This window comes from Mycetocola sp. JXN-3 (genome assembly GCF_014522285.1).
Lineage (GTDB): Bacteria > Actinomycetota > Actinomycetes > Actinomycetales > Microbacteriaceae > Mycetocola > Mycetocola saprophilus.
In genome coordinates, this window is sequence record NZ_CP041635.1 from 361,295 (window position 1) to 387,606 (window position 26,312).

Below are 26,312 nucleotides of genomic sequence, written 5' to 3' on the forward strand. Positions count from 1 at the left end.
AACGCCACCGTCCCCAAGGAGAACACACAGTATGAGCGACTCCCCCGTTGCCGCCCCGACCGATGCCGAAATCTTCGAGCAGAAGGCGGTGCGTCTGGCTAAGCGCGAACGGCTGATTGCCGAACGCACGGATGCCGCCGGCGGAGCCTACCCGGTGAGCGTCCCGATCACCACCACGATCCCCGAGCTGCGCGCCGAGTATGCCCACCTTGAGGCCGGCGAAGAGACCGGTATTACCGTGGGGATCGCCGGGCGCATCATGCACGCCCGCAACACCGGCAAGCTGTGCTTCGCGAGCCTGCAGTCGGGCGATGGATCCCGCATCCAGGCCATGGTTTCCCTGGCCGAGGTGGGCGAGGAATCGCTCGCCCGTTGGAAGGACCTGGTTGACCTGGGCGACCACGTCTTTGTCTCCGGACAGGTGATCTCCAGCCGCCGCGGCGAGCTGTCGATCATGGTGACCGACTGGCAGATCGCCGCCAAGGCCATCCAGCCGCTGCCCAACCTGCACAACGAGCTCAGCGAGGAGAGCCGCGTGCGCGCCCGCTACCTCGACCTGATCGCCCGCGAGCAGGCCCGCAAGACCGTGGTCGCGCGTGCCACCACCATGGCTAGCCTCCGCCAGACCCTCACCACCCGCGGATTCCTCGAGGTGGAAACCCCGATGCTGCAGGTTGTTCATGGCGGGGCCGCCGCGCGTCCGTTCGTGACCGAGTCGAACGCCTTCGACACCGAGCTGTTCCTGCGCATCGCCCCCGAGCTGTACCTCAAGCGTGCGGTGGTGGGCGGAATCGACCGGGTGTTCGAGATCAACCGCAACTTCCGTAACGAGGGTGCCGACTCGACCCACAGCCCCGAGTTTGCCACCATCGAGGCCTACCAGGCCTATGGGGACTACAACTCCATCGCCGATCTCACCCAGACCATGATCCAGAACGCCGCCCTCGCGGTGGCCGGATCGCACGTGGTGACCTGGGCCGACGGCACCGAGTTCGACCTCGGTGGCGACTGGGATCGCATCGACCTGTACACCTCCCTGTCGGCCGCGGCCGGTCGCGAAATCACCCCGGAGACCCCGATCGAGGAGCTCAAGGCACTCGCCGAGGCCGAGGGTGTGAGCGTGGCCCACCCCATCCACGGCAAGTACGTGGAGGAGCTGTGGGAGCACTTCGTCGAGGGTACCCTGACGCGCCCCACCTTTGTGATGGACTACCCCGTCGACACCTCCCCGCTGGTGCGCGAGCACCGCACCAAGGCCGGCGTGGTGGAGAAGTGGGACCTCTACATTCGCGGTTTCGAGCTGGGCACCGGATACTCCGAGCTGGTTGACCCGGTCATCCAGCGCGAGCGCTTTGTGGAGCAGGCGGCGCTGGCGGCTCGCGGAGACGATGAGGCCATGCCGATCGATGAGGACTTCCTGCGGGCCCTCGAGCACGGTATGCCGCCGTCGGGTGGAATGGGCATGGGGATCGACCGTCTGATGATGGCGATCACCGGCCTCGGCATCCGCGAGACCATCCTGTTCCCGCTGGTCAAGTAGGACATTTCCCCAGGAGCCCCGGGTTTTCCCGGGGCTTCCGGTATTTAAGCGGGGACACGCCCCGGAGATGCGGACAACGCACAGGGTTCGGGCTTAGCGTGTGGCCATGTCTACCCCAGAAGAGAACCAGTCCGCGTCCCCGCAGGGCCCCGAGTCCGCTGGCGTACCCGAATCGGGTCAGCCCGTTCCCGGCTTTACCCCGCCCGAATCGGCTCCCGCGTATCCCGTTCCGGGGCAGGCCGCCCCGCATCCGGAACAGACTCCCGGTGCCTTCCCTGCACCGGAACAGACCCCCGCGCCGGGCTTTGCCCCGCCCGCCTATGGCGCGCCCGCCGCCCCGCAGCCGGGGTACGGCCAGCCCGCCGCCCCGCAGCCCGGATACGGACAGCCGGGATATGGCCAGCCCGGATACGGACAGCCGGGGTACGGACAGCCCACGAATGGCCAGCCGGGTGCCGTATATCCTCCACTCACGGGCGCACCCCCGGTGCACCCCGATCAGTTCGAACGACCGGGCCAGCGAGCCTTCCCGGCGTCGGTATCGGCACCGCTGGCATCGTTTACCCTGATTCAGTACGCGGTTCTGCTGGTCGGTGCCCTGCTCAGCACCTGGATCGGATTTGCGATCACCGGAGCCCCCTCGATCGGCGGCCTGGGTAGCAGCGCCTACACCGTGACCCTGGTGGGATCCTCGATCTTCACCGTGCTCTTTGCTGCCGGTAGCGCGGCCCTGATCTACTTCCCGGTTCGCCGCGGACGCGCCTGGGGACGGGTGGTTGGGACCATTTTTGCCTCGATCGCCGCCGTGCTTGCGCTGTTCCAGGTCGTGGGCGCGTTGATTCAGCTGGCCTCCGAGCCCGCCCTGGGCATCATCGATCTGGTGCTTTCCCTGGCCGCGGTTGCGGTGAGCGTCTACTGGCTGGTCCTTGCCTGGCGAAAGCCGCGCGTCTAGGCCACCGAGGGGCATCCCCGGCGCTCTCGACCGAACGAGGTAAGTCTCGCGCGAACGAGGTACCATGGATACATCATGGACAACTTCTGGGTAAACGCGCTCTGGTCGGTCACCCCGACCATCCTTGTCGGTCTGGTGTTCTGGGCCATCGTGCGCTCGATCATCCGGGCAGACCGCGGCGAACGTGCCGCGTATGCGGAGATGGAGTCGGTGGAGCGCGTACGTCTGGGCCTGCCGCCCGCACCGCGTTCCGGTGGTGCCGCCGCCAAGACGGCAGCCCCCGAGTAGCCCGGTCCCATCCTCGCGGAGCTCCCGCCCGCGCGGATCGGTGACCTTCCCGGATGTCCCTCGCCCCGTGCGAGGGGCATCCGGCGTTAACCCGGGACCGTGGGCGGTGTTCTCCCGTTCCCGCTTCGAAGACACGGCACCAACTCGCCCGTGATACCCGCGTTGCTGCCCCCGGTTCGCTAAGCTGGCCTGACCCGACGGAACCGCGGCAGGGCCGCGATTTCGACCGATCGAGAGGAGCGCCGTGGGCCTCGACCTATTCCTGGGTGGGTTCGGCCTCTGGAGTGCGCTCTACCTGGTTCTTGACATCACCATCCGGGTGATCGCGGTGATCGTGGTTCCGCGCAACCGCAAGCCCACCGCGGGAACCGCCTGGCTGATGCTGATCTTTATTCAGCCGGCCGTGGGCATGCTGATCTTCCTGCTGATCGGAAATCCGAAGCTCCCGCGTAAGCGACGCAAGATCCAGGAGGAAATCAACGACGCGGTCAAGGCCGGCGTCGAAGCCCTCCCCAATCAGGAGCACCAGCCCGGTGCTCCCACCTGGTTTAACTCGCTGGTGGAACTCAACTCGAACCTCGGGGCGCTGCCCCTGCTGGGTGGCAACACCGCGCGGCTGATCCCCGACTATGACGGCACGATCGCCGAGATGACGCGTGAGATCGACACCGCGGTGGACTACGTGCACATCGAGTTTTATCTGGTGGCCTACAGCGACAAGACCGAGGAGTTTTTCAACGCGATCGGGCGCGCGGTGGCCCGCGGGGTCAAGGTGCGGGTGCTCTTTGACCACATCGCCACGCTGCGCTCACCGCGCTATCGGCAGACCAAGCGCCGCCTCAATCAGGTGGGGGCCGAGTGGCACATGATGCTTCCGGTGCAGCCGCTGCGGGGAAAGTACCAGCGTCCGGATCTGCGTAATCACCGCAAGCTAATGATCGTCGACGGTCGCGTCGGCTACATGGGTTCGCAGAACCTGGTGGATCGGACCTATCTCAAGCGTGGCAACCTGCGCCGCGGGCTGAAGTGGAAGGACCTGATGGTCCGCGTGGTGGGTCCCACCGTGGACGCGCTGAACGTGATCTTCCTCTCCGACTGGTACGCCGAGTCCGGCGAGATTATCGCGCTGCGCCTGGACATGGCCGAGGCCGTGCCCGAGGGAACCCCCGATGTGCTGGACTGCCAGGTGGTGCCCAGCGGCCCGGGATTCGACGGCGAAAACAACCTGCGCCTGTTCCTCGGCCTGCTCTATGCGGCGCAGAAGCGCATCGTGATCACCAGCCCGTACTTTGTGCCGGATGAATCGATCATGTACGCGGTGACCACCGCGGTGCAGCGCGGGGTTCCGGTGGACCTGTTTGTCTCCGAGGAGGGCGACCAGGCGGTCGTATTCCATGCCCAGCGCTCCTACTATGAGGAGCTGCTGAAGGCGGGCGTGCGCATCTTCATGTATCCAGCCCCCTACATCCTGCACTCCAAGCACTTCACCATCGACGATGACGTGGCCGTAATCGGCTCCTCGAATATGGACATGCGCTCCTTCGGCCTGAACCTCGAGGTTTCGCTGCTGGTGCGCGGTGCCTCCTTTGTGGAGGAGATGCGCGGGATCGAGGACCAGTATCGGGCGATGAGCCGCGAGCTGACCCTCGAGGAGTGGGAGCGGCAGCCGCTGCGCTCGACCGTGCTGGACAACCTGGCCCGGCTCACCTCGGCGCTGCAGTAGCGCGCCGTTGCCGCACCGGGCGGCTGCTACCGTAGAGGTATGACTACGCCCCCGCGCCCGCCGATGACCCGCGCCACCATTATCGGAATCATCCTGGTGGTGGCCAGCCTCGCCGCCGGGATCGTGTCGACCCTCTCGGGAAACGTGACGCTCAAGGCCATCGCGCTGGGAATCTCGTTTGTGGCCCTGGTGGGTGCCGGCGTGGTGATCGGAATTCAGGTGGCGGCCGAGCGCCGCAAGGTGAGCGCCGCCCGCCGTGCCGCCGCCGCCGAGCGTGCGGCCGGAGATGGCTCCACCCAGTCCTAGACGCGGAAACTCCGCACGTTTCCCCCGGTGTCACGCCCACGGCGAACAGGGGACTATTGAGCGCTTCGGCGCGTTATTCTCGATGTAACGACGCCGACCCACGCCGCGGCGTTTAAGGAGTGAAATGTTCGAGAGATTCACGGATCGTGCCCGTCGCGTTGTCGTTTTGGCCCAGGAAGAGGCCAAGATGCTCAACCACAACTACATCGGGACCGAGCACATCCTGCTCGGCCTCATCCACGAGGGTGAGGGGGTTGCCGCCAAGGCACTCGAATCCCTCGGGATTTCGCTTGACGCCGTGCGCGAGCAGGTGCAGGACATCATCGGTCAGGGCCAGCAGCAGCCCACCGGTCACATCCCGTTCACCCCGCGCGCCAAGAAGGTGCTTGAGCTCAGCCTCCGCGAGGCCCTGCAGCTCGGCCACAACTACATCGGGACCGAGCACATCCTGCTCGGCCTGATCCGCGAGGGTGAGGGTGTTGCCGCCCAGGTTCTGGTGAAGCTGGGTGCCGACCTCAACCGCGTGCGCCAGCAGGTCATTCAGCTGCTCTCGGGTTACCAGGGTAAGGAGACCGCCTCGGTCGGTGCCGGTGCCCCCGAGCAGGCTGCGCCGCAGGGTGGCTCGGCCATCCTCGACCAGTTCGGCCGCAACCTGACCCAGGCCGCGCGCGACAACAAGCTTGACCCGGTCATCGGCCGGGAAAAGGAGATCGAGCGGGTCATGCAGATCCTCTCGCGTCGTTCCAAGAACAACCCCGTCCTGATCGGTGAGCCCGGTGTGGGTAAGACCGCCGTGGTCGAGGGCCTGGCCCAGGCCATCGTGGCCGGCAACGTGCCCGAGACCCTGAAGGACAAGCAGGTCTACTCGCTGGACCTCGGTTCGCTGATCGCCGGAAGCCGTTACCGCGGTGACTTCGAGGAGCGCCTGAAGAAGGTCACCAAGGAGATCCGCAACCGCGGCGACATCATCATCTTCATCGACGAGATCCACACCCTGGTGGGTGCCGGTGCCGCCGAGGGTGCGATCGACGCCGCGAACATCCTCAAGCCGCTGCTCGCGCGTGGTGAGCTGCAGACCATCGGTGCGACCACCCTGGACGAGTACCGCAAGCACTTCGAGAAGGACGCCGCCCTCGAGCGCCGCTTCCAGCAGATCCAGGTGGGGGAGCCCTCGCTGGCTCACACCATCAACATCCTGAAGGGTCTGCGCGACCGCTACGAGGCCCACCACAAGGTGTCCATCACCGACGGTGCCATCGTCGCCGCCGCCAACTTGGCCGACCGCTACATCTCCGACCGCTTCCTGCCGGACAAGGCCATCGACCTGCTCGACGAGGCCGGCGCACGCCTGCGCCTCTCGCTGCTGTCCAGCCCGCCCGAGCTGCTCGAGTTCGACGAGAAGATCAGCGACGTGCGTACCCGCAAGGAAGACGCCATCGAGGGTCAGGACTTCGAGAAGGCCGCGTCGCTGCGCGATGAGGAGAAGAACCTCCTCGGCGAACGTCTGCGCCTGGAGAAGAAGTGGCGTTCGGGCGAGGTGACCACCGAGGCTACGGTCGACGAGGGTCTGATCGCCGAGGTGCTCGCCCAGGCCACCGGTATCCCGGTATTCAAGCTCACGGAGGAGGAGTCGGCACGTCTGATCTTCATGGAGAAGGCCCTGCACGAGCGGGTGATTGGCCAGAACGAGGCGATCAGTGCGCTCTCGCGGACGATCCGTCGTACCCGTGCCGGCCTGAAGGACCCCAAGCGTCCCTCCGGTTCGTTCATCTTCGCCGGCCCCACCGGTGTCGGTAAGACCGAGCTGGCCAAGGCCCTCGCCGAGTTCCTGTTTGACGACGAGAACGCGATGATCTCGCTCGACATGTCCGAGTACGGCGAGAAGCACACGGTCTCGCGTCTGTTTGGTGCTCCCCCCGGATTCGTTGGATTCGAAGAGGGTGGCCAGCTGACCGAGAAGGTGCGCCGCAAGCCGTTCAGCGTGGTGCTGTTCGACGAGATCGAGAAGGCTCACCCGGACATCTTCAACTCCCTGCTCCAGATTCTGGAAGAGGGCCGGTTGACCGATGGCCAGGGTCGCGAGATCGACTTCAAGAACACCGTCATCATCATGACCACGAACCTCGGTTCCAAGGGCATCGCCGGCGGTCCGGTTGGTTTCCAGGCCTCGGGCGACTCCGCCGCGACCTACGACATCATGAAGGGCAAGGTGAGCGAGGAGCTGAAGAACCACTTCAAGCCCGAGTTCCTGAACCGCGTGGATGACGTGATCGTGTTCCCGCAGCTGAACAAGCCCGAACTGCTCCAGATCGTGGACCTGTTCATCGGCCGCCTGCGCGACCGCCTGATGGACCGCGACATGACCATCGAGCTGACCCAGGCCGCCAAGGAGAAGCTGATCGACATCGGCTTCGACCCGAGCCTCGGTGCCCGGCCGCTGCGTCGCGCGATGCAGCAGCACATCGAGGACCAGCTCTCCGAGCGCATCCTGCACGGTGAGCTGGGTGCGGGCGACCACATCCACGTGGACGTGGCGGACAATAAGTTCGTGTTCACCACCTCCCGTCAGGCCAACGCACTGGACGCCTCGCTGACCAACGTCGCCCCGGCGATCAGCACCGGTCCGGCCACCCCGGACCTGCTGGCCTCGGGCGAGTAACTCGCGGTACACAGAACCGGCCCATCCCCTCGGGGGTGGGCCGGTTCTGTGTGTCCGGGGATATCGGGGCGTCGGCGGGTGGCAGCGAGTCCGTGGTGTCCGCCAGACCCGTGGGCAAAAAAATGGGTTCCGGGCCCGTAACCGCGGGGCCGGAGGCGCGGGGCTGCGGGAGACCCACCCGCGGGCGCGGCCGGCGGGGCTAGCGTGGTGGTGTTGGCCCGTGCTGTCCCCGTCACGGTGCCAATGTTTCGGCCCCGCGACCCCGTATCCCCTTCACGTGTGTCGCGGGGATCGTAACCCGGGGTGGGCGGGAGGACCCGATGAGCGGACGGCAGGGTGATGCTCCGATAGCGGTGGTGCTGGGTACCCGCGCCGAAACGATCAGGCTGGCCCCCCTCATTCGACGCCTGCATGGGCGGGCCCGGGTGTTTCATACCGGGTCGCTCGGCGAATCCGGGGTCTCGGCCCGTTTCTTTGCGGGGCTGGGTCTGGGCACCCCGGACGTGGTGTTGAACGGGACGCGCGGGCCGGGTGAGGCGACCCCGATTGGGGCCGGTCTGATCGACCTGGCCGCACACTTCGCGGAGTCGCCCCCGGCCGCGGTCATGGTGTTTGGCAACGCGCCGAGCGCCTCGATGGGAGCGCAGGCCGCACGCTATGCGGGGCTTCCGGTGGTGCAGGTGGGGGCGGGGATGGCGGCCCAGGATCGTGATCATCCCGAGGAAACCACCCGGCAGGTGGTCACGGCCCTCACCGACCTGCACTGTGTGGCCACCCCGGAGAACGCCGAAAACCTGCGCATCGCCGGGGTGGAGCCGGATCGGATTAGGCTGACCGGGAGCACCGGCGTCGAGGCGGCACAACTGGCGCTGTCCACGATGGTCAGGGCACGCCCGGTGCCCGATGCGCCCAGCGGATACGTGATCGCCACCATCGCGCACCCGGAGAACATCGAAACCCGGGCGGCGTTGGAACGGATCCTGCGGATCCTCGGGCGCGGACCGCTCCCCACGGTGCTGGCGCTGCACCCACGCACGGCCGAGGCCGTGACCCGGTTTGGCCTGGACGAGCTGCTCACCCCGCTGCAGGTGCGTCGAAATCTGGGGTATCGAGCGTTCCTGGAGTTGGCCGCGCGGGCCAGACTCCTGGTCACCGACTCCGACGGGGTGCAGGAGGAGGCGACGGTGCTGGGCAAGCCGGTCCTGGTGTTGCGCCGATCCACCCGCTACCCGGAGGCGATCACTTCGGGATTCGCGGTGCTGGTCACCCCGGGGATGGATCTGCGCCTGGAGCTTGCGGTGGCGCTGGCCGACGTGGACGGGGCCGCACGCCTCGCGGGGCAACCCTCGCCCTTTGGGGATGGGCGGGCCAGCGAACGGATTCTGCGGCACACCGCGGCGCTGATCGAGGACCATCGGCGCAGGCTGCGCGGGGAGCGGAGAACGCCGCGCTAGCGGGCGTTGCATCCAATCCGCTGCCGGATTCCGGGGGCGCACGGGTATAGCCTGGCAGTATGAGTACGCATCCCACCTCGTATCGGGTTCGCCCGGCCACCACACGCGATATCCCGGGAATCATGAGCCTGATGCAGCCCTTCGTGGAGCGACGCATCCTGTTGGGGAAGGAACGGGTGGTGTTCTATGAGGCGGTGCAGGAGTTTGTTGTCGCCGAGGACTCCGCGGGAAACCTGGTGGGGGCCGGGGCGCTGCACGTGATGTGGGAGGACCTGGGGGAGATCCGCACCCTCGCCGTGGACGAGTCGCTGCGCGGCGCGGGGGTGGGGCACCTGATCATGAGTGCGCTGGAGGAGCGCGCGGTCGCGCTGGGCCTCAGCCGCCTGTTCTGCCTGACTTTTGAGACCGCGTTTTTCACCCGGCACGGCTACTCGGCGATCGAGGAGAGCATCGTGGATGCCGACGTCTATGCGGAGCTGGTGCGTTCCCCCGATGAGGGTGTGGCCGAGTTCCTGGATCTGGCGCGGGTGAAACCCAACACCCTGGGAAACACCCGCATGCTTAAGCACCTCGCCTAGACGGGGTCTCCGGACCGAGTATCCCCGATAATCTGCCCCCGGTTCGGCGCTCCTGCCGGGCCGGGAGAAACGCGCAGATATCCTGGTTTTATGAGCTCTTCAGCACCCGATTCCGGTCGTCCGTCCAAGCAGGTTTATGCACGGCGTCGGCTGTTTGTGTTGCTGGGGCTGGTCGCGGTCATTGCGGTCATCGTGCTGTTGATTGTGCAGCCGGGATCCACCTCGGATGTGCCCAAGGCATCGGTTCCGGTGGTGACGCCCTCCGATACCGCGTCGCCGGGTGCCTCCGGTGCCCCGTCGGGGAATCCGTCGGCAAACCCCTCGGGGGCGCCGGCGGGTGGTGGTGCATCGGCGCCGAAGTGCACCTCGAAGGTCATCGTGGTGAGCGCGATCACCGATAAGGGTGACTATGCGGCGGGGGAGAAGCCCCAGCTGCGGATGTCGATTACCAATACCGGCAGCGAGGCGTGCACGATCAACGCGGGGACCAGTAAGCAGTCGTTTACGATCCTGAACGGTGACAACAAGGTGTGGACCTCCACCGACTGCCAGGTTGAACCCAGCGATCAGAACTCGGTGATCGAATCGGGGCAGACCGTTCAGTCGGCCGATGCGATCGTTTGGGACCGCACCAGGTCCTCTGCGGATACCTGCGAGGGGAACCGGGATCCGGTTCCCGCCGATGGGGCCTCGTATCAGCTGTCGGTGAGCATCGATGGGATCAAGAGCACCAACGCCAAGCGATTCGTTCTCGAGTAGGAACCCTGGGAGAATAGGGGCATGGCAAAAAAGAAGCAGCCGTCGTTCCGTTCCGAACCGCTGGCCGAGGCCCTGGCCGAGCAGGATATGGCCAAGGTGGCGTTTGCGCTGCGCAATGACAGTTTTGTGGTGCCGCTGATGAAGCCGCGCACGAGCGATAAGCCCACGGCCGAGCAGTCGGCGGATGTCTGGCTGTACCGCGCCCCCGACACCGGGAAGGTTGCGCTGCTGCTGTTCTCGGATGCCAAGAATAAGCCCGATGCCCTGCCGCCGTTTGTGGCGCTGCATAAGGGGCTGTGGCTGCATGATTTCCTGCGTACCCACGGATCCGAGATCGACACGGTGTTCTTCGACATTGCCGGGCCGCACCCGCTGCAGGCACCGGCCGCGGAGATCATGCGGGTCCTGGACATCTAGGTTTCCGCCGGCCAGGTTGTGGCGTGGGTGCAGCCGTGGCGAAGGCGCGCACTTTTGCGGGCGAGACCCAGTGGGGCCGAAACTCGGTTTGGCCGGAACCCACTGGGGTCAGACCTCATGGGGCCGCGGAATCTAAAGGAATCTAGACCCGGTTCGAATGAGACGCCGTGCTGTCGAAGCCCGGCGAGCTCGGATCCCGGGGTCGGCTAGAACGCCGCGTCGAGTTCCTTCTCTCGGGTGGTCGCGGCTGCCTTACGCGCCTGCCGGAGGGCTTCCTGAATGCCCTCGGACTCGTGATCAACGATGCTGGAATAGCCGAGCCGCTCGGCCTCGGTGCGGCGCTGCCGGGCGGAAACCACCGGCCGGATTTCCCCGGCCAGCGAGATCTCCCCGATCGCCGCAAACGAGTGCGGAACGGCGAAGTCCTTAACCGCCGAGGCGATGGCGATGGCGATCGCGAGGTCCGCACCGGGCTCGGTGAGGCGCACCCCGCCGACCGTGGACACGTAGACGTCCTTATCGGAGAGCTTGAGGCCCGCTCGGCGTTCCAGGACGGCGAGCAGCATCGAGACCCGGGAGGTATCCACCCCGTTGGTGACCCGGCGTGGGTTGGGGGCGGAGGAGGACGCGACCAGCGCCTGGACCTCGACCGGCAGCGGACGGCGTCCCTCCATCGCCACGGTCACGCAGGTACCCGACACCGGGGTGCCGCGACTGATGAACAGGGCGCTGGGATCGGGAACCTCGGCAATGCCGTCTCCGGCCATTTCGAAGCAGCCCACCTCGTCGGTGGGACCAAAGCGGTTCTTGAGCGCGCGCACGAAGCGCAGCGCGGTTTGCCGGTCGCCCTCGAAGTGGCAGACCACATCGACCAGGTGTTCCAGCAGACGGGGCCCGGCGATGGTGCCGTCCTTGGTGACATGGCCGACGATCAGCACCGGGAGGTTGCGCTCCTTGGCCACGCGCACCAGCGTCTGGGCCACCTCGCGCACCTGTGCGGGCTGGCCGGCCAGCCCATCGGACTGATCGCTAGAGACGGTCTGGACGGAGTCCACGATCAGCAGCTGCGGATCGATCGACTCCACCTGCCCCAGCAGCACGCCGAGGTCGGTTTCGCTGGCGATGTACAGGGTGTCGACCAGGGCGCCGGTACGCCGTGCTCGCAGTGAGACCTGGCCCACCGACTCCTCGGCGCTCACATAGAGGACCCGGGCACCCGAGCGGGCGACCCGCGCCGCGACCTCCAGCAGCAGCGTGGACTTGCCCACGCCGGGCTCACCCGAGAGCAGGATGGCCGCTCCGGGGACGATGCCGCCGCCGAGCACACGATCCAGCTCGCCGATACCACTGGGCCAGTGGGTGAGCGCGTTTTCGGTGATCGTGGTGATGGGGCGGGCGCTACGTTCGGCGGACACATTGGCCGCCTGCACGCGCGAGGAACCCGGCTGTGCACCCACCTCCTGCACGGTGCCCCACTGCTGGCACTCGCCGCAGCGGCCCACCCATTTGGCGGCGTGCCAGCCACACTCGGTGCAGACGTATGCGGAGGTGATCTTGGCCATATCCTCAGCGTACCCGGGACCCCCGACCGCACCGGGAATGATGCCCGTTCTGTGGACAAAAACGATCCATCCACAGGGGCTCGACACGCCGAACACGCGCAAAAGGGGCCTCGATTCGCGCCCGAGTTGCGGATATCGTAGACTCTTTCTCGGTGACGTGTCCGAGCGGCCGAAGGTGCAACACTCGAAATGTTGTGTAGGTTCACCCCTACCGCGGGTTCAAATCCCGCCGTCACCGCCACTAAAACCCCCTCTCCTCGGAGAGGGGGTTTTGCTTTTCAATATTGCGTTCTCGAATCCCATCTGAGCGTGGTGGCTTGCTCAGTGTCGGCTTTCAAGAGCCTCGTACTAAATCGCGTGCCTAATGGTAGACGACTCATCGTTATGGTTGAGAATCAGCGGCATATGCCGTCGCCAAACCACTGCGTGTTTTAGATCGCACGGTTCAACCGGAAAGGCAGATGCGGCCCTTCGTGTGCCTTCGTTGAGGCGTCCTCAATTACAAACTCGATTATGGTTTCATATTGTTAATGACGTGAATGGCATAATCGAAAATCGTCTCGCTGATCATTTAAGCTATCGATGAAAACGCCAGTCAAGGGTTGGGGCGAGAGGGGTCACTTTGGGGCATCGCAATTATATGGAATCTGGGTTCTCGAGCCCAACTAAACAGCGAAATATCATGGCCTTTGTCGGTAATGGGTTTGACATTCAAGTAATGTCCGAATATGGATCTGCACTCGATACAAGGTACGAGAGTTTTTTCTTTTTCCTGAAGCTTCAAAATTTTGATGCGACCAATGTGGTGTTCGCGGAGATGGAGCGACTACGAGCAGAAGAGAAGAAGAACTGGAGTGACGTAGAGGGTGTGGTAGCTGACCTTCAGACAGCTGGATCTGCCAGTGCTCGGCAATTGCGAAAAGCGCTGGGCGAGATACAAGAAAAGTTTGCTGAATTTCTAGACCTGGCTGTCCCTAGCTCGCTATTAGTTGAGTTAGGCAATGAATCTATGTCGGGAGGGTTGGCTATTGAATCGCTAAGCGGTTTTCTAGCTGATCTGGAGCCTGCTGCCTATCGTCAACTGAGCTTCCCGACAAGGTGTGACAATTTTGATCTTTTCAACTTTGTATTCGTGAACTTCAACTACACATCTTTGCTTGACAACCTTGTGTACCTGGATCAAAAGCAATTTGACCCACTTAAATACAGCACAGTAGACCGCAATTTCAGTTTCCGGGGGAACCCAAAGGGGGTTCCAGATGCCATTATCCGCGCAGGCGATACTTTCTCTTCCTACTTAATGACGGAAATAATTCATCCGCATGGTACTCAGGGAGTTCCACGATCGCTCTTGTTCGGTGTAGATCAGCCCGGGGAAGTAGCGGGCAATTGGGATGATTCACTTCGACTGTCCAAGCCGTTCTGGGGACAGAATGACAAACGCTATGCAAGCCTCTTTGAAACCACGGAACTATTCATAGTATTCGGGTGCTCGATTGGGAAATCGGATCGTTGGTGGTGGAAGAGTATCGCCGAGGTTCTGGGGACGGCCAGACCGTATTCGGATGGTAGTGATTCCTTTGAGCCCGAACTGATTATCTATTGGTATCAAAGTGCTGGTGAGAACACTTCAGAAGACGAGGTGCGTAGGATTTTCCTCGAGGCAGCTGGAAAACTCGATCGGTTGAAGGACCTGGAGCGAAGCATTCAGGTGGTTCTATACACTTCTTCCTCAGATCGGACCTGGCTTAACGTCCGAAGCTCCTCGCGCGTTTGAATGCGAAAATCTGACATAGAGCTCTTCTTGCAGGTATCGTGCTGCCCAATGCACCGTATTTGAGGAGCAGGCCAGGCTCTTAGCTTTGTGGACTAAACCATACGGCGATTCCTAGGTCGTGGGGAGCCGTCGCGTTCATCGCATACCTGATCTCAGGATGATGACGTCCCTTAGTAAATCTACCGGCCACGAGACCCCCCCCATCCATTTCGGAGCGAGCAGTGCACCTTCTCAGGCGGTATTTCCAGATCACTTAGAAAATGGTGTAGCTCCGATGTGAGCTCGGGGGGGGGTATAGATAGTCTGTGCCATGGAGAATCTCGGGGATTGAAAATTTGGCAGCATAAACAGAACAAGGAACTATATGCAAGATCTTTCAGCGCTGTCTGACATCGAGTTCGAGTCGTTGTGTACTGACTTGATGTCCAGTGAGCTTGGTCTACATGTTGAACGGTTCCCAGCTGGAAGAGACCGCGGAATTGACCTTCGTTGGGATACCGAGAGTGGGATAGGCATAGGGCAGTGCAAGCACTACCTGCGTTCGACCTTTAGCGATCTCAACCGCAGCGTGGCAGGAGAAGTATCAAAAGTAGAGGCGCTAGCTCCTGCGAGGTATGTGTTTTTCACTTCGATGCATCTGACTGTGAGTCAGAAAGACACCCTATTCGAACACTTTTCTCGTTGGATGGACTCCCCGAATGACATATATGGTGCCAACGATATCCAAGCACTTCTATCAAGACACGAATCAGTTCAGCGAGCGCATCCCAAGCTGTGGCTTCGCTCTGGCACACAGCTTTTTCTAGCGCTAAACTCCGAGGTTCACAATTTGTCGCGTGATCTCGTTGCTCGAGCGGATCGAGATATGAAACGGTTTGTGGCCACTGAGAGCTTCGCAAAAGCCAGGGATCTACTCTCTCGAGAACACGTATGTGTCATTGCCGGCTCCCCCGGCGTCGGGAAGACCATGCTTGCACATGCAATGGTTGCAGACGCAGCTAAAGAGGGTTTTGACATTTATGAGATAAATAGCGATGTCCGAGATGCATGGCGTTTGTATGATCCAAGCGCCAAACAGTTCTTTATATACGATGACTTCCTTGGCCAAATTTCTCTTCGCGAGCGATTGGAAAAGAATGAAGACAAAGGCATCGTTCGATTCATGGAAGCTGTCGCTAGCAGTGAAAAACACCGTTTCGTATTGACCACGCGAGAATACATCTTGCGCGAAGCTACATCTAGTTTTACAGCGTTAAAGGAAATCGGAGAAAGAAGACGATTCCTCCTCAAAGTTCCTAACTACAGCCAATCCGATAGAGCGAAAATTCTCTACAACCACGTGTGGCACTCCAAGTTGGAAGGAAGCTTTAAGGCTCAATTTGCGCAAGGAGGCTGGAAGGAAATCGTAGACCACCACGGGTTCAATCCGCGACTAATACAGTACGCAACTGGAGATCTCCTGGTTTCCCGGCGGGAGCATTATCTCGAAGAGTTTGTCGCGATCCTCGATCGACCAACCAAACTCTGGGAGGAAGGCTACGATCATCAGATTAGAGAGGAGCAGAGGGTTCTATTACGGGTATTGTGCTCGTTCAACGAGGCGAGAATTGAGAATCTAGTCGATTCAGTCGTTGCCCACGGTGTGGCTGGTGTGCAACTCTCAAATCGAACAGTGCTGAACGCGCTTAGGGAACTAGACCAAACTTTCATTTCGGTCAGAAGGATTGGGAGTTCCGACCGGGTGAAGTTTCATAGTCCCGCAGTACGGGAGTTCGTCTTGGAGCTGTTGCGTACTGATCGCCACGCGCTATTGCAAGTGGTTGAATCCGCGCAAAGCATCGATCAGCTGTTGCATTTGTATAGGGCAGGACTTGCGACGACGGAGACCAACTCTCTGACAGGTAAAACCGTTAGGGTCTCTTCTGCTCCTCTGCCATTGAGAGAGATCCGAGAGCCATACATCTCGAGACTGATAGAACTGTTTGAGGCGTCTTCAGAAGATTCGGAACGAGCGCTTGCTGAACTATCATCTTTAGAACCATACCTTGCGCCCGGCGACGAGTGGTGGTCTGCGCAGCTTCAGGATTTGTCTAGCACATGGCAAAGCGGCGATGGTGAACTCGAACACATAGAGACGATACTAACTTCGAACTTAATCGATTCAATTCCCGTTGAACTGGCCGAGGAACTGATCAGTTCCGCTCGTATACGAGTGGCGCACTTTGATTTTGAGGAGCCACACAACTGGACCCTAGCGGCGAACATTCTCGAAGATGTCCTCGGTGACGAACTGCCTTGGAGCTTCGGTGAAAACTTCTTCTACTTTGTGCAGTCAGGCATCTTGACCAGTTTTTCTGAAAGGGACTTTGGTGATTTGAGGGAGGTCGCCTCGCGAATCGGTCACGAACAGGCTGAGCGATTTATTTTGGGTGCAGAGGCGGAACAATTCGGTGAACCCGACTGGGATTATGAGCGTGAAGCCAGGTATTCTGGAGCTGCTTTTTCCAATACTGAACCCGCAGCCCAGGAGTTTGATGATCTATTTGATAGATTTCGCGAGTAAGAATAGCAGCAGACAAATCCCTTAAAGGTTTGTGCTCACGCTATTTGCGCGTACGAGAATTTTGATCCTGACAACTCTCACCAATTGCAAACATGGTCTCTCAAAAAGTAGCCACATGACTAGATAGTTCCATTTGCAAGTGGCTCTCCTCGCACAACCTTTCACCGTGCTCCGTGGACAGAGACAGCTAGGCTTCCAGTGCTTTCTCGCTTAACCAGGCACGGATTCGTCCGCGGGCGTTTGTCTGGGGGCAGGTCGTGGTGAACGAGATCATCTTGCCCATTGTCCACTTTTCAGGACAAGGCATTCCCCACAACTGCTCATCACTCTTGGCCTAAATGAACGTCACGATGTCATCCGTGGCGTCGACGAGCTGAGTCCGGATGCATGTCCAGCTTCCCCTCCTGCTCGGCAGAGTAGCGCCGAGCGAAAGCTTTCAGCTCGTTCCAGCCGATCAGGTAGTCCACCAGATCCGCTGGGCTCATCAGAGTATCTCTCGCGGGATCGGCAGTGAGACGGTCGAAGCTCACCCAAATCACACTCAGAAGGTCCGATTTGGATGCGCGAATTGGCATCGCTTCTCTCCTCTACTGGCGGTCAACGCTTCGGCAGCGGTGCGCGAGCGTCGATCCGGGCTACCTCCGAATTCGTCTTCAGGCTATCCGGGGAGTCCGCTCAGCGCACGGCGGCCGCCGCCGTTCGTGCCGCCAGCGTCGCAAATGCCGCGCGCAGCTCGGGCGGCCCCACCACCTCGATCGCGCAGTCGAAGCGGCACAGCGCCGCGGCGAGGGATACCCAGGACCAGGAGCCCACCTCCAACCGGCAGCGCTCGGGCCCGAGGTCCGTGAGGGTCCCGTCACCCACAAACGGCCGCACATCGCGCGCGGGAAGGGCGAGGATCGCCGATCCGTTGCACGGCCAGACGTTCTCCCGGTCGGACCCCTTAAAGCGTGCCGAGACGAAGGCCGAGACGTCGCCTCCGGGAACCTCCCGCGGGGTGAAGCGCGGGCCGTTCGGGGTGCGCGGGGCGATTCGGTCCACGCGGAAGATTCGCCAGTCGTCACGGTCGAGGTCCCAGGCCACCAGGTACCATCGCCCGGCCACGGTAACCAGGTGGTGTGGTTCGACCCGGCGCGCAGGCTCGGGGGATGTCGCGTCGCGGGCACCGCGCGTTGAGCCGGGGACGAGGGAATCCCGCGCCGGTCCAGTCTGGTCCGAGGCCCCCGAAGCACCTGAGGCACCCGGGGCGACAGGGGCAACAGGCGCAACGTCGGCAACCGGGGCATTCGATGCGACAGGCGCTACCGGGGCCTTCGGGGCGTCTACGACGTTCGTGATCGCGCCCCTTGCGTAGTCGAAGCGCACCACCTCCCGCGCGCGCACCGCGGCCGAGAGCGTGAGCAGTACCTCGGGCGTCGCGGGGGAGGGGATTGCCTGTCCCGGACCCGCGGGCAGCGCCGTGAACTCCAGGACATTCAGTCGGTGTCGCAGCCGGGAGGGCATCACCTGGCGCACGGTGGTCAGCGCCCGCAGGGCCGCCTCCTCGATGCCCGCGCCGGTCACGCTCGCCGCCTGGAGGGCGAGGGTGAGGGCTACCACCTGATCGTCATCAAAGAGGAGTGGCGGCAGCTCGTTGCCCGCATCCAGGCGGTAGCCGCCGTCGGGCCCCATCGTCGCGTCGATCCGGTAACCCATCTCACGCAGCCGGTCGATATCCCGGCGCACGGTTCGGTGACTGATCTCCAGGCGCTCGGCCAGCACCGCCCCCGGCCAGTCCCGCCGGGTTTGCAGCAGGGACAGCAGGGTGAGCAGTCGCGAGGTGGTGGTCATGTCCCGATCTTATGCACAGTCGAGGACCAAAACTGTCCTATATGGGCGGGAGCATGGGAATACCGGGGGATTCCCGGCCCGAGATTTAGGAGCGAACATGACCATCCAGACCACCACCCACCTCAACTTCCACGGCGACGCCCGGCAGGCACTGGAGTTCTACGCCGCGGTATTCGACGGACAGCCGACCATCGCCACCTACGCAGATTTCGGGATGCCCGTCGAGCTGCCCGGCGCACAAAACGTCGTGTTCGGCCGGGTCGAATCCGAGCGGGGCTTCCGGGTCATGGCCTACGACATCCCCGGATCAACCGGGGGATCGGCGGCGCCGGGCGGGACCACCCATCGCGAAAACGGCACCACGATCACCACGTCGCCGTTCTTTGTCTCGGTCCGTGGCGAATCGCTCGCCGAGGTCACCGGCTACTGGGAGGCACTCTCCGTCGACGCCACCATCGTGGAACCACTGGCGGCCTCCGCCTGGAGCGCGGGCTTCGGGATGCTGACCGACAGCTTCGGCGTCACCTGGGTGATCGACGTCGCCGTCTAGTCCCGGTCCGGCCGTGGCCCGAGAGCGCCACGGCCGGCTTGGTCTCCATCGGGCATGGACCGCCTTGTCCGCGACGCTTCCGAGCCATAGCGGCGGTGCCGAATCTGACGTAGGGTTACCGCACTATGAACGAGAAGCGGGGAACTCACGATGATCAAAACGGCATACAACATGGGCGAAAAGGAGGGCATGGTCGACAGCCCGCAGGGTCGTTCGGCGTCGGCGGCAGCGGAGGCGGCGGGCAGGCCCAGGACCTGCGGCACAGAGGTCTAGCTGAACCGGTCAACCCGGTCGGCACACCTGACGGAGCGGGGACGGCATGGCGTCAGCGGCTGCACCTCCTAGCCTCACTGGAACCCGGGTGGAATGGGGTGAACAGTACGCGTATTGCGCCGGCGACGCTCGCCGGCGCTGCGCAGATATTGGAGGTCGTCGCCCTCGACGTTGACCCGTTGCCCACTATTGGGCCGACCGAAGAGGCAGGCATCCTGATCGAGATGTTCGATGGGACCCAAATACGCTCGGCGGAGATCCTCTCCTCGGGGGAAATTGAACTCTTCCACATGCGTGTTGATGATGCGGGAGGCACGCACCTCAAGACGCGGGATAGCGAATCCGCGGCTCGGTTCCTGATCGGGCGACCGTGAACCGGAGGGACCAGACGGGCGCAGATGCGGGAGAACTCGAGATCCACGACGACACCGAGCTGCTGTTCCGCCAGATCATCGAGTGGATGGTGGTGGATGGCGTAGTCCTTTCCACCGTGTTTGGGCCGTATCCGTTGGCGAAGCTTTACACCATGAGCTTCGCGCGATAGACGATAGCAAGGTTCAAAAAACCGGCGAGATCCAGGCTCCGGGTCACTGCTTTCTTGGCTTTCGGGAGCTCACCCGCAACCAGATCAAGGAACGAAGATTTCGTCTGTACATCACTGCCCGCCGCCGGGGAGCGGTGTAGACCGCGCCCTAACCGGGTAGCGCGCGGCCCCGTACCCGCAACCGATGCATGCAATTTCGGACAGGCGGGTGTACTTCCCAGGTTCGGGTTTGCCACAGTACGTAGATGAGTGCGCGCCCGCAGGTACACCCCGAGAGCTTTCGGGAGCGCAAGCGAGCCCTGGTGGATCGGACGCTGCTGGTGTGTGCGGGGCTCGGGATCGTGGTGGGCATCGTGATGATGACCGACACCCCGTGGGACCACATCGACCGGTCCGAACAGCTGCGCACCTTTGGTGGGGACTATCAGCGGCTCCCGCTTCAGTTCTACCCGTATCCCTAAATCTGGCAGGACGGGCACCAGTAGGTGTCCCGTTCGCGCGTCGGGTCCGCGCCGAGGCGGCCCGTGAGAATGCGCGTCCCGCAGCGTCGGCAGGGCTTGTGTCCACGCCCGAACACCCAGTCGGTTTGGCCCGGGAGATGGATGCCGGTGGTGACCCGGCCGGGCCGATCCCGGTTAGCGCGGATCAGCCGCGCCGAGAGATCAACCAGCGGGACCAGATCCACCTCGGCGACGGGTCGCGTGGGCAGCACCCCGCGCAGGAAGCAGATCTCGTTGACATACTCATTGCCGAGGCCGGCGATATTGCGCTGATCCATCAGCGCCACGTGGATGGCCCGCTCGGGATCCGAGCCGAGCCGGGCGACCGCCTCGGGCGCATCCCAGTCGGCCGCGAGCGGATCCGGGCCGAGGAAGGCCAGCTCGGTCTCCTCCCGGCTGCGCGGATACAGCTTCACAAACCCCAGGTCGAAGCCCACCGCCTGATACTGCTCGGTCGTGATGACAGCCCGTGCCTGATAGGCAGGCCTCCGCCAGGTGGACCCCGGCCGGTACAGGTGCCAGGACCCCTCCATCCGCAGGTGGGTATGCAGGGTGAAGTCTCCCACCCGCATCAGCAGGTGCTTGCCGCGGGCGGCCACGGATTCGATCCGGGATCCGGTCAGATCGCTGGTGGTCAGGTCCGGGACGCGCAGGTCCCAGCCGGTCACAATCTGCCCGGCCAGTGCCGCATCTAGGTTTCGTGCGGCGCGAAACAGGGTATCGCCCTCAGGCATATCGGCCTCCCTCGTCCTCGATTGTGCCGGTGCTTATGCCCGGTGAGGGCATGAGCCGGCTCGACACGACAGTGCGCGCGTTCACGCGATCCCCCGACGGATGCGCAGGCCCTTGGGGGTATCGGAGAAGCCGGCCGCACGCAGCACCAGCGCCGCGGGGCTGGCATGCACCGAGCCGCCGTTGAACTTCTCGATCGCCAGCTTATCCACGTGTCCCGCACGCACCAGCGCCACGAGCGAGGCGGCGGCCAGGGCCACCCGGTCGGGATCCGTAGTGAAGGTCAGCAGGGACTTTCCGCCGCGTTCGAGGTACAGCACAAGGTCGCCATCCACGAGCGTCACCAGGCCGCCGGCCTTGCGGCCCGGGCGATGACCGGTGGGGACGGCATCCGGGGTGGGCCAGGGGCTCTCGGCACCCGCCGCGGGCCAGGGGAGCGCCGCACCAAACGGGTTGGCCGGGTCGGTGGCCGCGAGCGTGCGGACGCGCGGGGGTGCGGGATTGGGGTCGGGCAGGATCGCGCGGCGCAGCCGATCCACACTCGATGCCTGCGCGAACTGCGCACCGCCCAGGCCCTCGATGAAGTATCCCCGGCGTACGCGACCGGCGGATTCCATCTCGGCGAGCACCCGATAGGCCAGCGCAAAACCGCCCGCCGCACCCTCGGCCATGACCGAGCCGCGGGTCAGCACGCCGTAGCGCTCGAGCAGCAGTTCGGCATCGGCGGCCCCGCGCACGGTGGGATCAACGATTGGTGCGGGAAGCAGCGACCAGCGCCCCGACAGGTGCGGCGGCGCACCCTCGCGGGGTACCCCGTACGCGCTGCGCCGCGGGAGCACCGGGCGGCGGGCGGAGACGCCGGCCGCGGAGGAGCGCCCGCCGAGGCCGGTTCCCCCGGGCTCGGCGTCGGATGCGACGTCGGCGAGTCCGGATTCGCGGGGACCGATGCTCTCGTTCCCCGTATCGTCGCCCGCCAGCGCCTCATCCCGGAAGGACACGGCCCCACCCGGGCCCAGCGCCCGCGCACCGCCGCCGGGTACCCCGTAGGCCCCGGCGCCGTTCATCGGGACCGCGCCGCCGAGCGAGCGCGCCCGCGACAGGCGCGACCGGTTCAGCCGGGCCCGAGGTGCCGGCGCCGCCGCCTTATGCGCCCCGCGTCCGGCGGTGAAACCACGCAGCGGGGCGAGGGTGTCACCGGCGACCAGGCCCGCCCACACCAGTTCCCACAGCACCTCGTCCAGGCGCGCCGAGGAGATTTCGGGCAGCGCCTGCTGGAGCTGGGCGAAGAAGAACGCGCCACCGCCGGCGAGGACGTCGAGGACCGCCGCGTGTTCGGGACCCAGATCCGGCTCGGCCGGAGGCGCGGCGAGTGTGTAGGGGGCCAGGTCCGCCGGATGCAGCGCGACCCAGCCATCCCGCGCCCCGAGATTGCCCATGCCCGACCAGATCACCTCGCCGCTCGCGGTCAGCCGATCCAGCAGCGCCGGGGTGTAGTCGCGCACCCGCAGCGGGAGGATCAGGGTTTCCCAGGCGGAGGCGGGCAGGTAGAGTCCGGCCAGCTGATCCACGACGCTCAGCACGCCGTCGATCCCGTGCAGGTCGCCGCCGAGGCCGTGCCAGTCGTCGAGGAACCGGGCGAAGGTGTCCGGGGAAACCGGCTCGACCTCCTGACGCAGCGCGGCCAGCGAGCGCAGCCGCAGCCGGCGCAGGACCTCGGCATCACACCATTCGGCGGCGCGGGCGGGATCCTCGGGCTCGATCGACACCTCGGGCAGGAATTCGCCCCGCACCAGGCGGCGCGCATCGGCGAGGCGTCCCAGGGTGTGGGTCACCACGGCGATCCCCAGCCCGAATCGGTCGGCCACAGCGCCCGCCCGGAACGGACCGTGGCTGCGGGCATAGCGACCGATCAGGTCGCCCAGCGGATCGGGCACCGACTCGGTAAACACGGCGCGAACGCCCGGGGGAAGCGGAACGCCCAGGGCGTCGCGCACGCGGGAGGCATCCTCGATGGCGATCCAGTGCACGATGCCGCGCACCGGGACCGGCAGTGCCCGACGGGTGCGTTCGAGCTCGCTCAGGTAGCCCTCGGCTTCGGTGAGAGACACCGGGGGGACGATCGGAGTTTCGGGATCGGTCGGGTCGCCCTCGGAATCGGCACCGACCTCGGAATCGGCTCCGGACGCCGGAGCGGTGCCGGAACCGGCCTCGGCTTCAACAGCGACCCCGGCCCCGGCTTCGCCTGTCGCCGCCCGCCCCGGCACGGTCGCCCCGGGAGCAACCTGGCGTGCCTCGACCGGGCGCAACCGCTCGGCGACCTCGTCGGCTCGCAGCGGCCCCAGCAGCCGCAGCAGGTCGGCGGTACCCTCGATCCCGCGCAGGCGGCGTTCAGGGTCGAGACGCTGCAGCTCGGCCTCGGTCTGGGCGAGGACATCGGGATCCAGCAGCTCACGCATCTCCACGCGGCCCAGCAGCTCGGCTAGCAGCTGGGGATCGAGGCTCAGCGCGGCGGCCCGCCGCTCGGCGATCGGCGCATCCCCCTCGTACATAAACGCGCCCACGTAGCCAAACAGCAGCGCGGCCGCATAGGGGCTCGCCGATTCGGTTTCCGTCTCGGCGATGCGGACCGAACGCGATTCCAGCCGCTTCGCCAGGTCGATCAGCGCGGGGACGTCATACACATCCTGCAGGCACTCGCGCACGGCCTCCAGCAGGATCGGGAAGGTGGGATAGTTGCGAGCCACATCCAGCAGTTGCGCCGAACGCTGACGCTGCTGCCACAGCGGCGCACGCTTGCCGGGATTGTAGTTGGGCAGGAGCAGCGCCCGGGCGGCGCTCTCCCGGAATCGGGAGGCAAACAGGGCCGAGGATCCCACCTCGGCGGTCACGATCTCCTCGAGCTCGGCCGGATCAAACAGGAACAGGTCGGCCCCGGGCGGCTCGGCCTCGGCGTCCGGTAGGCGCAGCACGATCCCGTCGTCGCTGGCCACCGGGGTGCCGTTGATGCCCAGACGCTCCTGCAACCGCGCGCCCACCGCGAGAGCCCAGGGCGCGTGCACCTGCATGCCGTAGGGGGAATGGAGCACGATCCGCCAGTCGCCCAGCTCGTCCCGGGTACGCTCGACCACGAGCGTGCGATCGGTGGGGAGTGTGCCGGTTGCCTCCTTCTGAGCGGCGAGATAGGCCCGCAGGTTGGCGATGGCAAAGGGGTCGAGTCCGGCGGCGCTCAGCCGGGTTGCCGCGGGTTCGGGATCCAGCGCGGCGATCTCCCGGGCGAATGCGCCCAGCGCCTTGCCGAGTGCCGCGGGGCGGCCCAGGCCGTCGCCGCGCCAGAACGGCAGTCGTCCGGGCTGTCCGGGCGCGGGGGTGACGATCACTCGGTCGTGGGTGATCTCGCGAATCTTCCAGCTGGTGGTTCCCAGCGCAAACACGTCGCCGACCCGCGACTCGTACACCATCTCCTCATCCAGCTCGCCGACGCGCGAACCGGTGCCACCCTCGCCGTCGCCGACGAGGTACACCCCGAATAGGCCGCGGTCGGGGATCGTGCCTCCGGCGATCACCGCGAGCCGCTGCGCGCCCGGGCGTCCGGTCAGGGTGCCGTCCTCGCGGTCCCAGACCACGCGTGGGCGCAGCTCGGCGAACTCGTCACTGGGATAGCGACCGGACACCAGGTCCAGCACCGCGTCAAATGCCGCCCGCGGGAGGGCCGAGAAGGGGGCGCTGCGTCGGACGGACTCAAACCAGTCCTCCACGGCGATGGGTTCCAACGCACATACGGCGACGGTCTGCTGGGCCAGGATGTCCAGCGGGTTGCTGGGCACCCGCAGCTGTTCGATCTCCCCGGCGAGCATCCGCTCGGCCGAGACCGCGCTGGAGAGAAGATCCGAGCGATGCTTGGGATACAGGAACCCGCGCGAGACCTCGCCCACCTGGTGTCCGGCCCGTCCGATGCGCTGGAGCCCGGCGGCCACCGAGGGCGGGGACTCGATCTGGATGACCAGATCCACCTCGCCCATGTCGATGCCCAGTTCGAGGCTCGAGGTGGCCACCACGCAGCGCAGCCGCCCGGTTTTCAGGTCGTCCTCGATCTCCGCGCGCTGTGCCTTGGCCACCGAGCCGTGGTGGGCGCGGGCGAGGATCGGAGCCTCGGGATCGATGCCGTTGGTCTGCCCGCTGCCGCCCACGAGCTGCGCGGGCGGGAGCAGGGAATCGAGGTCCGGGACGGCCGAGCCCAGCCGGGCCGCATACTGCTCGTTGAGCTGCGCGGTCAGGCGCTCGGCCAGGCGACGCGAGTTGACAAACACGATCGTGGAGCGGTGCTCGAGGATCCGCTCGATCACCGACTCCTCAATAAAGGGCCAGATCGATCCGGGCCGATCCACCTCGGGCAGATCCTCGGAGGAACGGGTAGTGCCGCTGGAACGGTCAGACCCGGGGAGGTCACCGGAGGAACGGCCCGCGCCCCCTTTCCCCTCAGCTGGATCACCGGTGAGATCGATAAAGCCGTCGTCCTCGGTGTGCAGCGGCCCGTGCTCGGTGGGGCCCTCGGACACCGAGTACCGCGGCAGATCGGTCATATCCGGAACGGGCACGATGACCCGCAGGTCAAACTTTTTCTGCGAGACGGGCTTCACGATGGTGACCGGGGCCGTGCCACCCAGAAAGCGCGCGACCTCGGCCTCGGGGCGCACGGTCGCCGAGAGCCCGATCCGCTGCACGGGTTCGGGCACCAGCGCATCCAGGCGTTCCAGGCTGAGCGCCAGATGGGCCCCGCGCTTTGTTGAGGCGACCGCGTGGATCTCGTCAATGATGACGGTATCCACCCCGCGCAGGGTCTCCCGGGCCGAGCCGGTGAGCATCAAAAAGAGCGACTCGGGGGTCGTGATCAGGATGTCCGGTGGATTCTTGATCAGCGCTCGCCGCTCGGCCGCCGGGGTGTCCCCCGAGCGGACCCCGACCCGCAGATCCCGAACCGCGATGCCCTCGCGCTCGGCGGTGCGACGGATGCCGCTGAGCGGGGCGCGGAGGTTGCGTTCCACGTCCACCCCGAGTGCCTTGAGTGGGGAGATGTAGAGTACCCGGGTGGTGGTTTCCGGCGGCTCGGTGGTGGCCAATCGGTCCAGGGCCCAGAGGAACGCCGAGAGGGTTTTTCCCGAACCAGTGGGGGCGATGACCAGGGTGTTATCGCCGCCGGAGATGGCCTTCCACGCGCCGGCCTGGGCGGCCGTGGGCGCGGCAAAAGACTCGGTGAACCAGGTCCGAGTCGCCGGGCCAAACCCGGTCAGTGCCGCGCGGGCCACGG

21 protein-coding genes and 1 tRNA gene are annotated in these 26,312 nt (G+C 64.7%); 17 read left to right on the forward strand and 5 right to left on the reverse strand.

All coding sequences use genetic code 11. The annotated features are described in order from the left end of the window. The first annotated feature begins 31 nt into the window (after positions 1-31). The 10 genes from lysS (at position 32) to C7C57_RS01810 (ending at position 10,676) form a co-directional block, all read left to right on the forward strand. Positions 32-1,540, forward strand: a complete 1,509-nt coding sequence (lysS, locus tag C7C57_RS01765; protein WP_187977373.1) for a lysine--tRNA ligase — start codon at positions 32-34, stop codon at positions 1,538-1,540. Between the two features lie 106 nt (positions 1,541-1,646). Continuing rightward, positions 1,647-2,492, forward strand: a complete 846-nt coding sequence (locus C7C57_RS01770; protein ID WP_187977374.1) for a hypothetical protein — start codon at positions 1,647-1,649, stop codon at positions 2,490-2,492. A 75-nt stretch (positions 2,493-2,567) separates the two neighbouring features. Further along, positions 2,568-2,780, forward strand: coding sequence for a hypothetical protein (locus C7C57_RS01775; RefSeq protein ID WP_187977375.1), 213 nt, complete (start codon positions 2,568-2,570; stop codon positions 2,778-2,780). Positions 2,781-3,024: 244 nt separating this feature from the next. Beyond that, the gene (cls, locus tag C7C57_RS01780; protein ID WP_255505748.1) at positions 3,025-4,503 is read left to right on the forward strand and encodes a cardiolipin synthase; all 1,479 of its coding nucleotides are present in this window, start codon (positions 3,025-3,027) and stop codon (positions 4,501-4,503) included. Between the two features lie 39 nt (positions 4,504-4,542). Further along, the gene (locus tag C7C57_RS01785; protein WP_187977376.1) at positions 4,543-4,809 is read left to right on the forward strand and encodes a hypothetical protein; all 267 of its coding nucleotides are present in this window, start codon (positions 4,543-4,545) and stop codon (positions 4,807-4,809) included. 124 nt (positions 4,810-4,933) lie between these two features. Next, positions 4,934-7,468: an ATP-dependent Clp protease ATP-binding subunit gene (locus C7C57_RS01790; protein ID WP_187977377.1), complete on the forward strand. Its 2,535-nt coding sequence runs from the start codon at positions 4,934-4,936 to the stop codon at positions 7,466-7,468. 320 nt (positions 7,469-7,788) lie between these two features. Continuing rightward, positions 7,789-8,922 carry a UDP-N-acetyl glucosamine 2-epimerase gene (locus tag C7C57_RS01795; protein ID WP_187977378.1) on the forward strand — a complete coding sequence of 378 codons (1,134 nt, stop codon included), beginning with the start codon at positions 7,789-7,791 and terminating at the stop codon, positions 8,920-8,922. A 59-nt stretch (positions 8,923-8,981) separates the two neighbouring features. After that, positions 8,982-9,500, forward strand: a complete 519-nt coding sequence (locus C7C57_RS01800; RefSeq protein WP_187977379.1) for an amino-acid N-acetyltransferase — start codon at positions 8,982-8,984, stop codon at positions 9,498-9,500. Between the two features lie 90 nt (positions 9,501-9,590). After that, positions 9,591-10,259: a hypothetical protein gene (locus tag C7C57_RS01805; protein WP_187977380.1), complete on the forward strand. Its 669-nt coding sequence runs from the start codon at positions 9,591-9,593 to the stop codon at positions 10,257-10,259. Positions 10,260-10,280: 21 nt separating this feature from the next. Further along, positions 10,281-10,676, forward strand: a complete 396-nt coding sequence (locus C7C57_RS01810; protein WP_030147942.1) for an SseB family protein — start codon at positions 10,281-10,283, stop codon at positions 10,674-10,676. 206 nt (positions 10,677-10,882) lie between these two features. Here C7C57_RS01810 and radA read toward each other — a convergent pair whose 3' ends face one another. Next, the gene (gene radA / locus C7C57_RS01815) at positions 10,883-12,238 is read right to left on the reverse strand and encodes a DNA repair protein RadA (RefSeq protein ID WP_030147943.1); all 1,356 of its coding nucleotides are present in this window, start codon (positions 12,236-12,238) and stop codon (positions 10,883-10,885) included. 151 nt (positions 12,239-12,389) lie between these two features. Between radA and C7C57_RS01820 the strand changes: the two genes are divergently transcribed. From C7C57_RS01820 to C7C57_RS01830, 3 genes are all read left to right on the forward strand, one after another. After that, a tRNA-Ser gene (locus tag C7C57_RS01820) sits at positions 12,390-12,479 on the forward strand. 441 nt (positions 12,480-12,920) lie between these two features. Continuing rightward, on the forward strand, positions 12,921-14,015 hold the full coding sequence (locus C7C57_RS01825; RefSeq protein WP_187977381.1) for an AbiH family protein: 1,095 nt from the start codon (positions 12,921-12,923) through the stop codon (positions 14,013-14,015). Positions 14,016-14,892: 877 nt separating this feature from the next. Further along, positions 14,893-16,578, forward strand: coding sequence for an ATP-binding protein (locus C7C57_RS01830; RefSeq protein ID WP_187977382.1), 1,686 nt, complete (start codon positions 14,893-14,895; stop codon positions 16,576-16,578). 353 nt (positions 16,579-16,931) lie between these two features. Here the strand turns inward: C7C57_RS01830 and C7C57_RS15725 are convergent, their stop codons facing one another. Continuing rightward, positions 16,932-17,063, reverse strand: coding sequence for a ClbS/DfsB family four-helix bundle protein (locus C7C57_RS15725; RefSeq protein ID WP_223144777.1), 132 nt, complete (start codon positions 17,061-17,063; stop codon positions 16,932-16,934). Between the two features lie 190 nt (positions 17,064-17,253). Further along, positions 17,254-18,408 (reverse strand): YafY family protein, encoded by a 1,155-nt coding sequence (locus C7C57_RS01835; RefSeq protein ID WP_187977383.1) that lies wholly within the window; start codon positions 18,406-18,408, stop codon positions 17,254-17,256. Positions 18,409-18,505: 97 nt separating this feature from the next. Here C7C57_RS01835 and C7C57_RS01840 point away from each other — a divergent pair, with 97 nt between their 5' ends. The 4 genes from C7C57_RS01840 to C7C57_RS01855 all read left to right on the forward strand — a co-directional run bounded on the left by C7C57_RS01840 (position 18,506) and on the right by C7C57_RS01855 (position 20,236). Continuing rightward, complete coding sequence (locus C7C57_RS01840) at positions 18,506-18,958, forward strand: VOC family protein (protein WP_187977384.1); 453 nt, start codon at positions 18,506-18,508, stop codon at positions 18,956-18,958. A 371-nt stretch (positions 18,959-19,329) separates the two neighbouring features. Next, positions 19,330-19,605: a hypothetical protein gene (locus C7C57_RS01845; protein WP_187977385.1), complete on the forward strand. Its 276-nt coding sequence runs from the start codon at positions 19,330-19,332 to the stop codon at positions 19,603-19,605. After that, positions 19,602-19,775: a hypothetical protein gene (locus C7C57_RS01850; protein ID WP_187977386.1), complete on the forward strand. Its 174-nt coding sequence runs from the start codon at positions 19,602-19,604 to the stop codon at positions 19,773-19,775. The genes C7C57_RS01845 and C7C57_RS01850 overlap by 4 nt, the downstream gene beginning before the upstream one ends. 245 nt (positions 19,776-20,020) lie before the next feature. Further along, a complete protein-coding gene (locus C7C57_RS01855) occupies positions 20,021-20,236 on the forward strand; it encodes a hypothetical protein (protein ID WP_187977387.1) in 216 nt (71 codons plus the stop codon). Here the strand turns inward: C7C57_RS01855 and C7C57_RS01860 are convergent. Further along, a complete protein-coding gene (locus C7C57_RS01860; RefSeq protein ID WP_187977388.1) occupies positions 20,233-21,009 on the reverse strand; it encodes an Fpg/Nei family DNA glycosylase in 777 nt (258 codons plus the stop codon). The genes C7C57_RS01855 and C7C57_RS01860 overlap by 4 nt on opposite strands. A gap of 81 nt (positions 21,010-21,090) precedes the next feature. Then, a complete protein-coding gene (locus tag C7C57_RS01865) occupies positions 21,091-26,310 on the reverse strand; it encodes a DEAD/DEAH box helicase (protein WP_255505749.1) in 5,220 nt (1,739 codons plus the stop codon). Between the last annotated feature and the right edge of the window lie 2 nt (positions 26,311-26,312).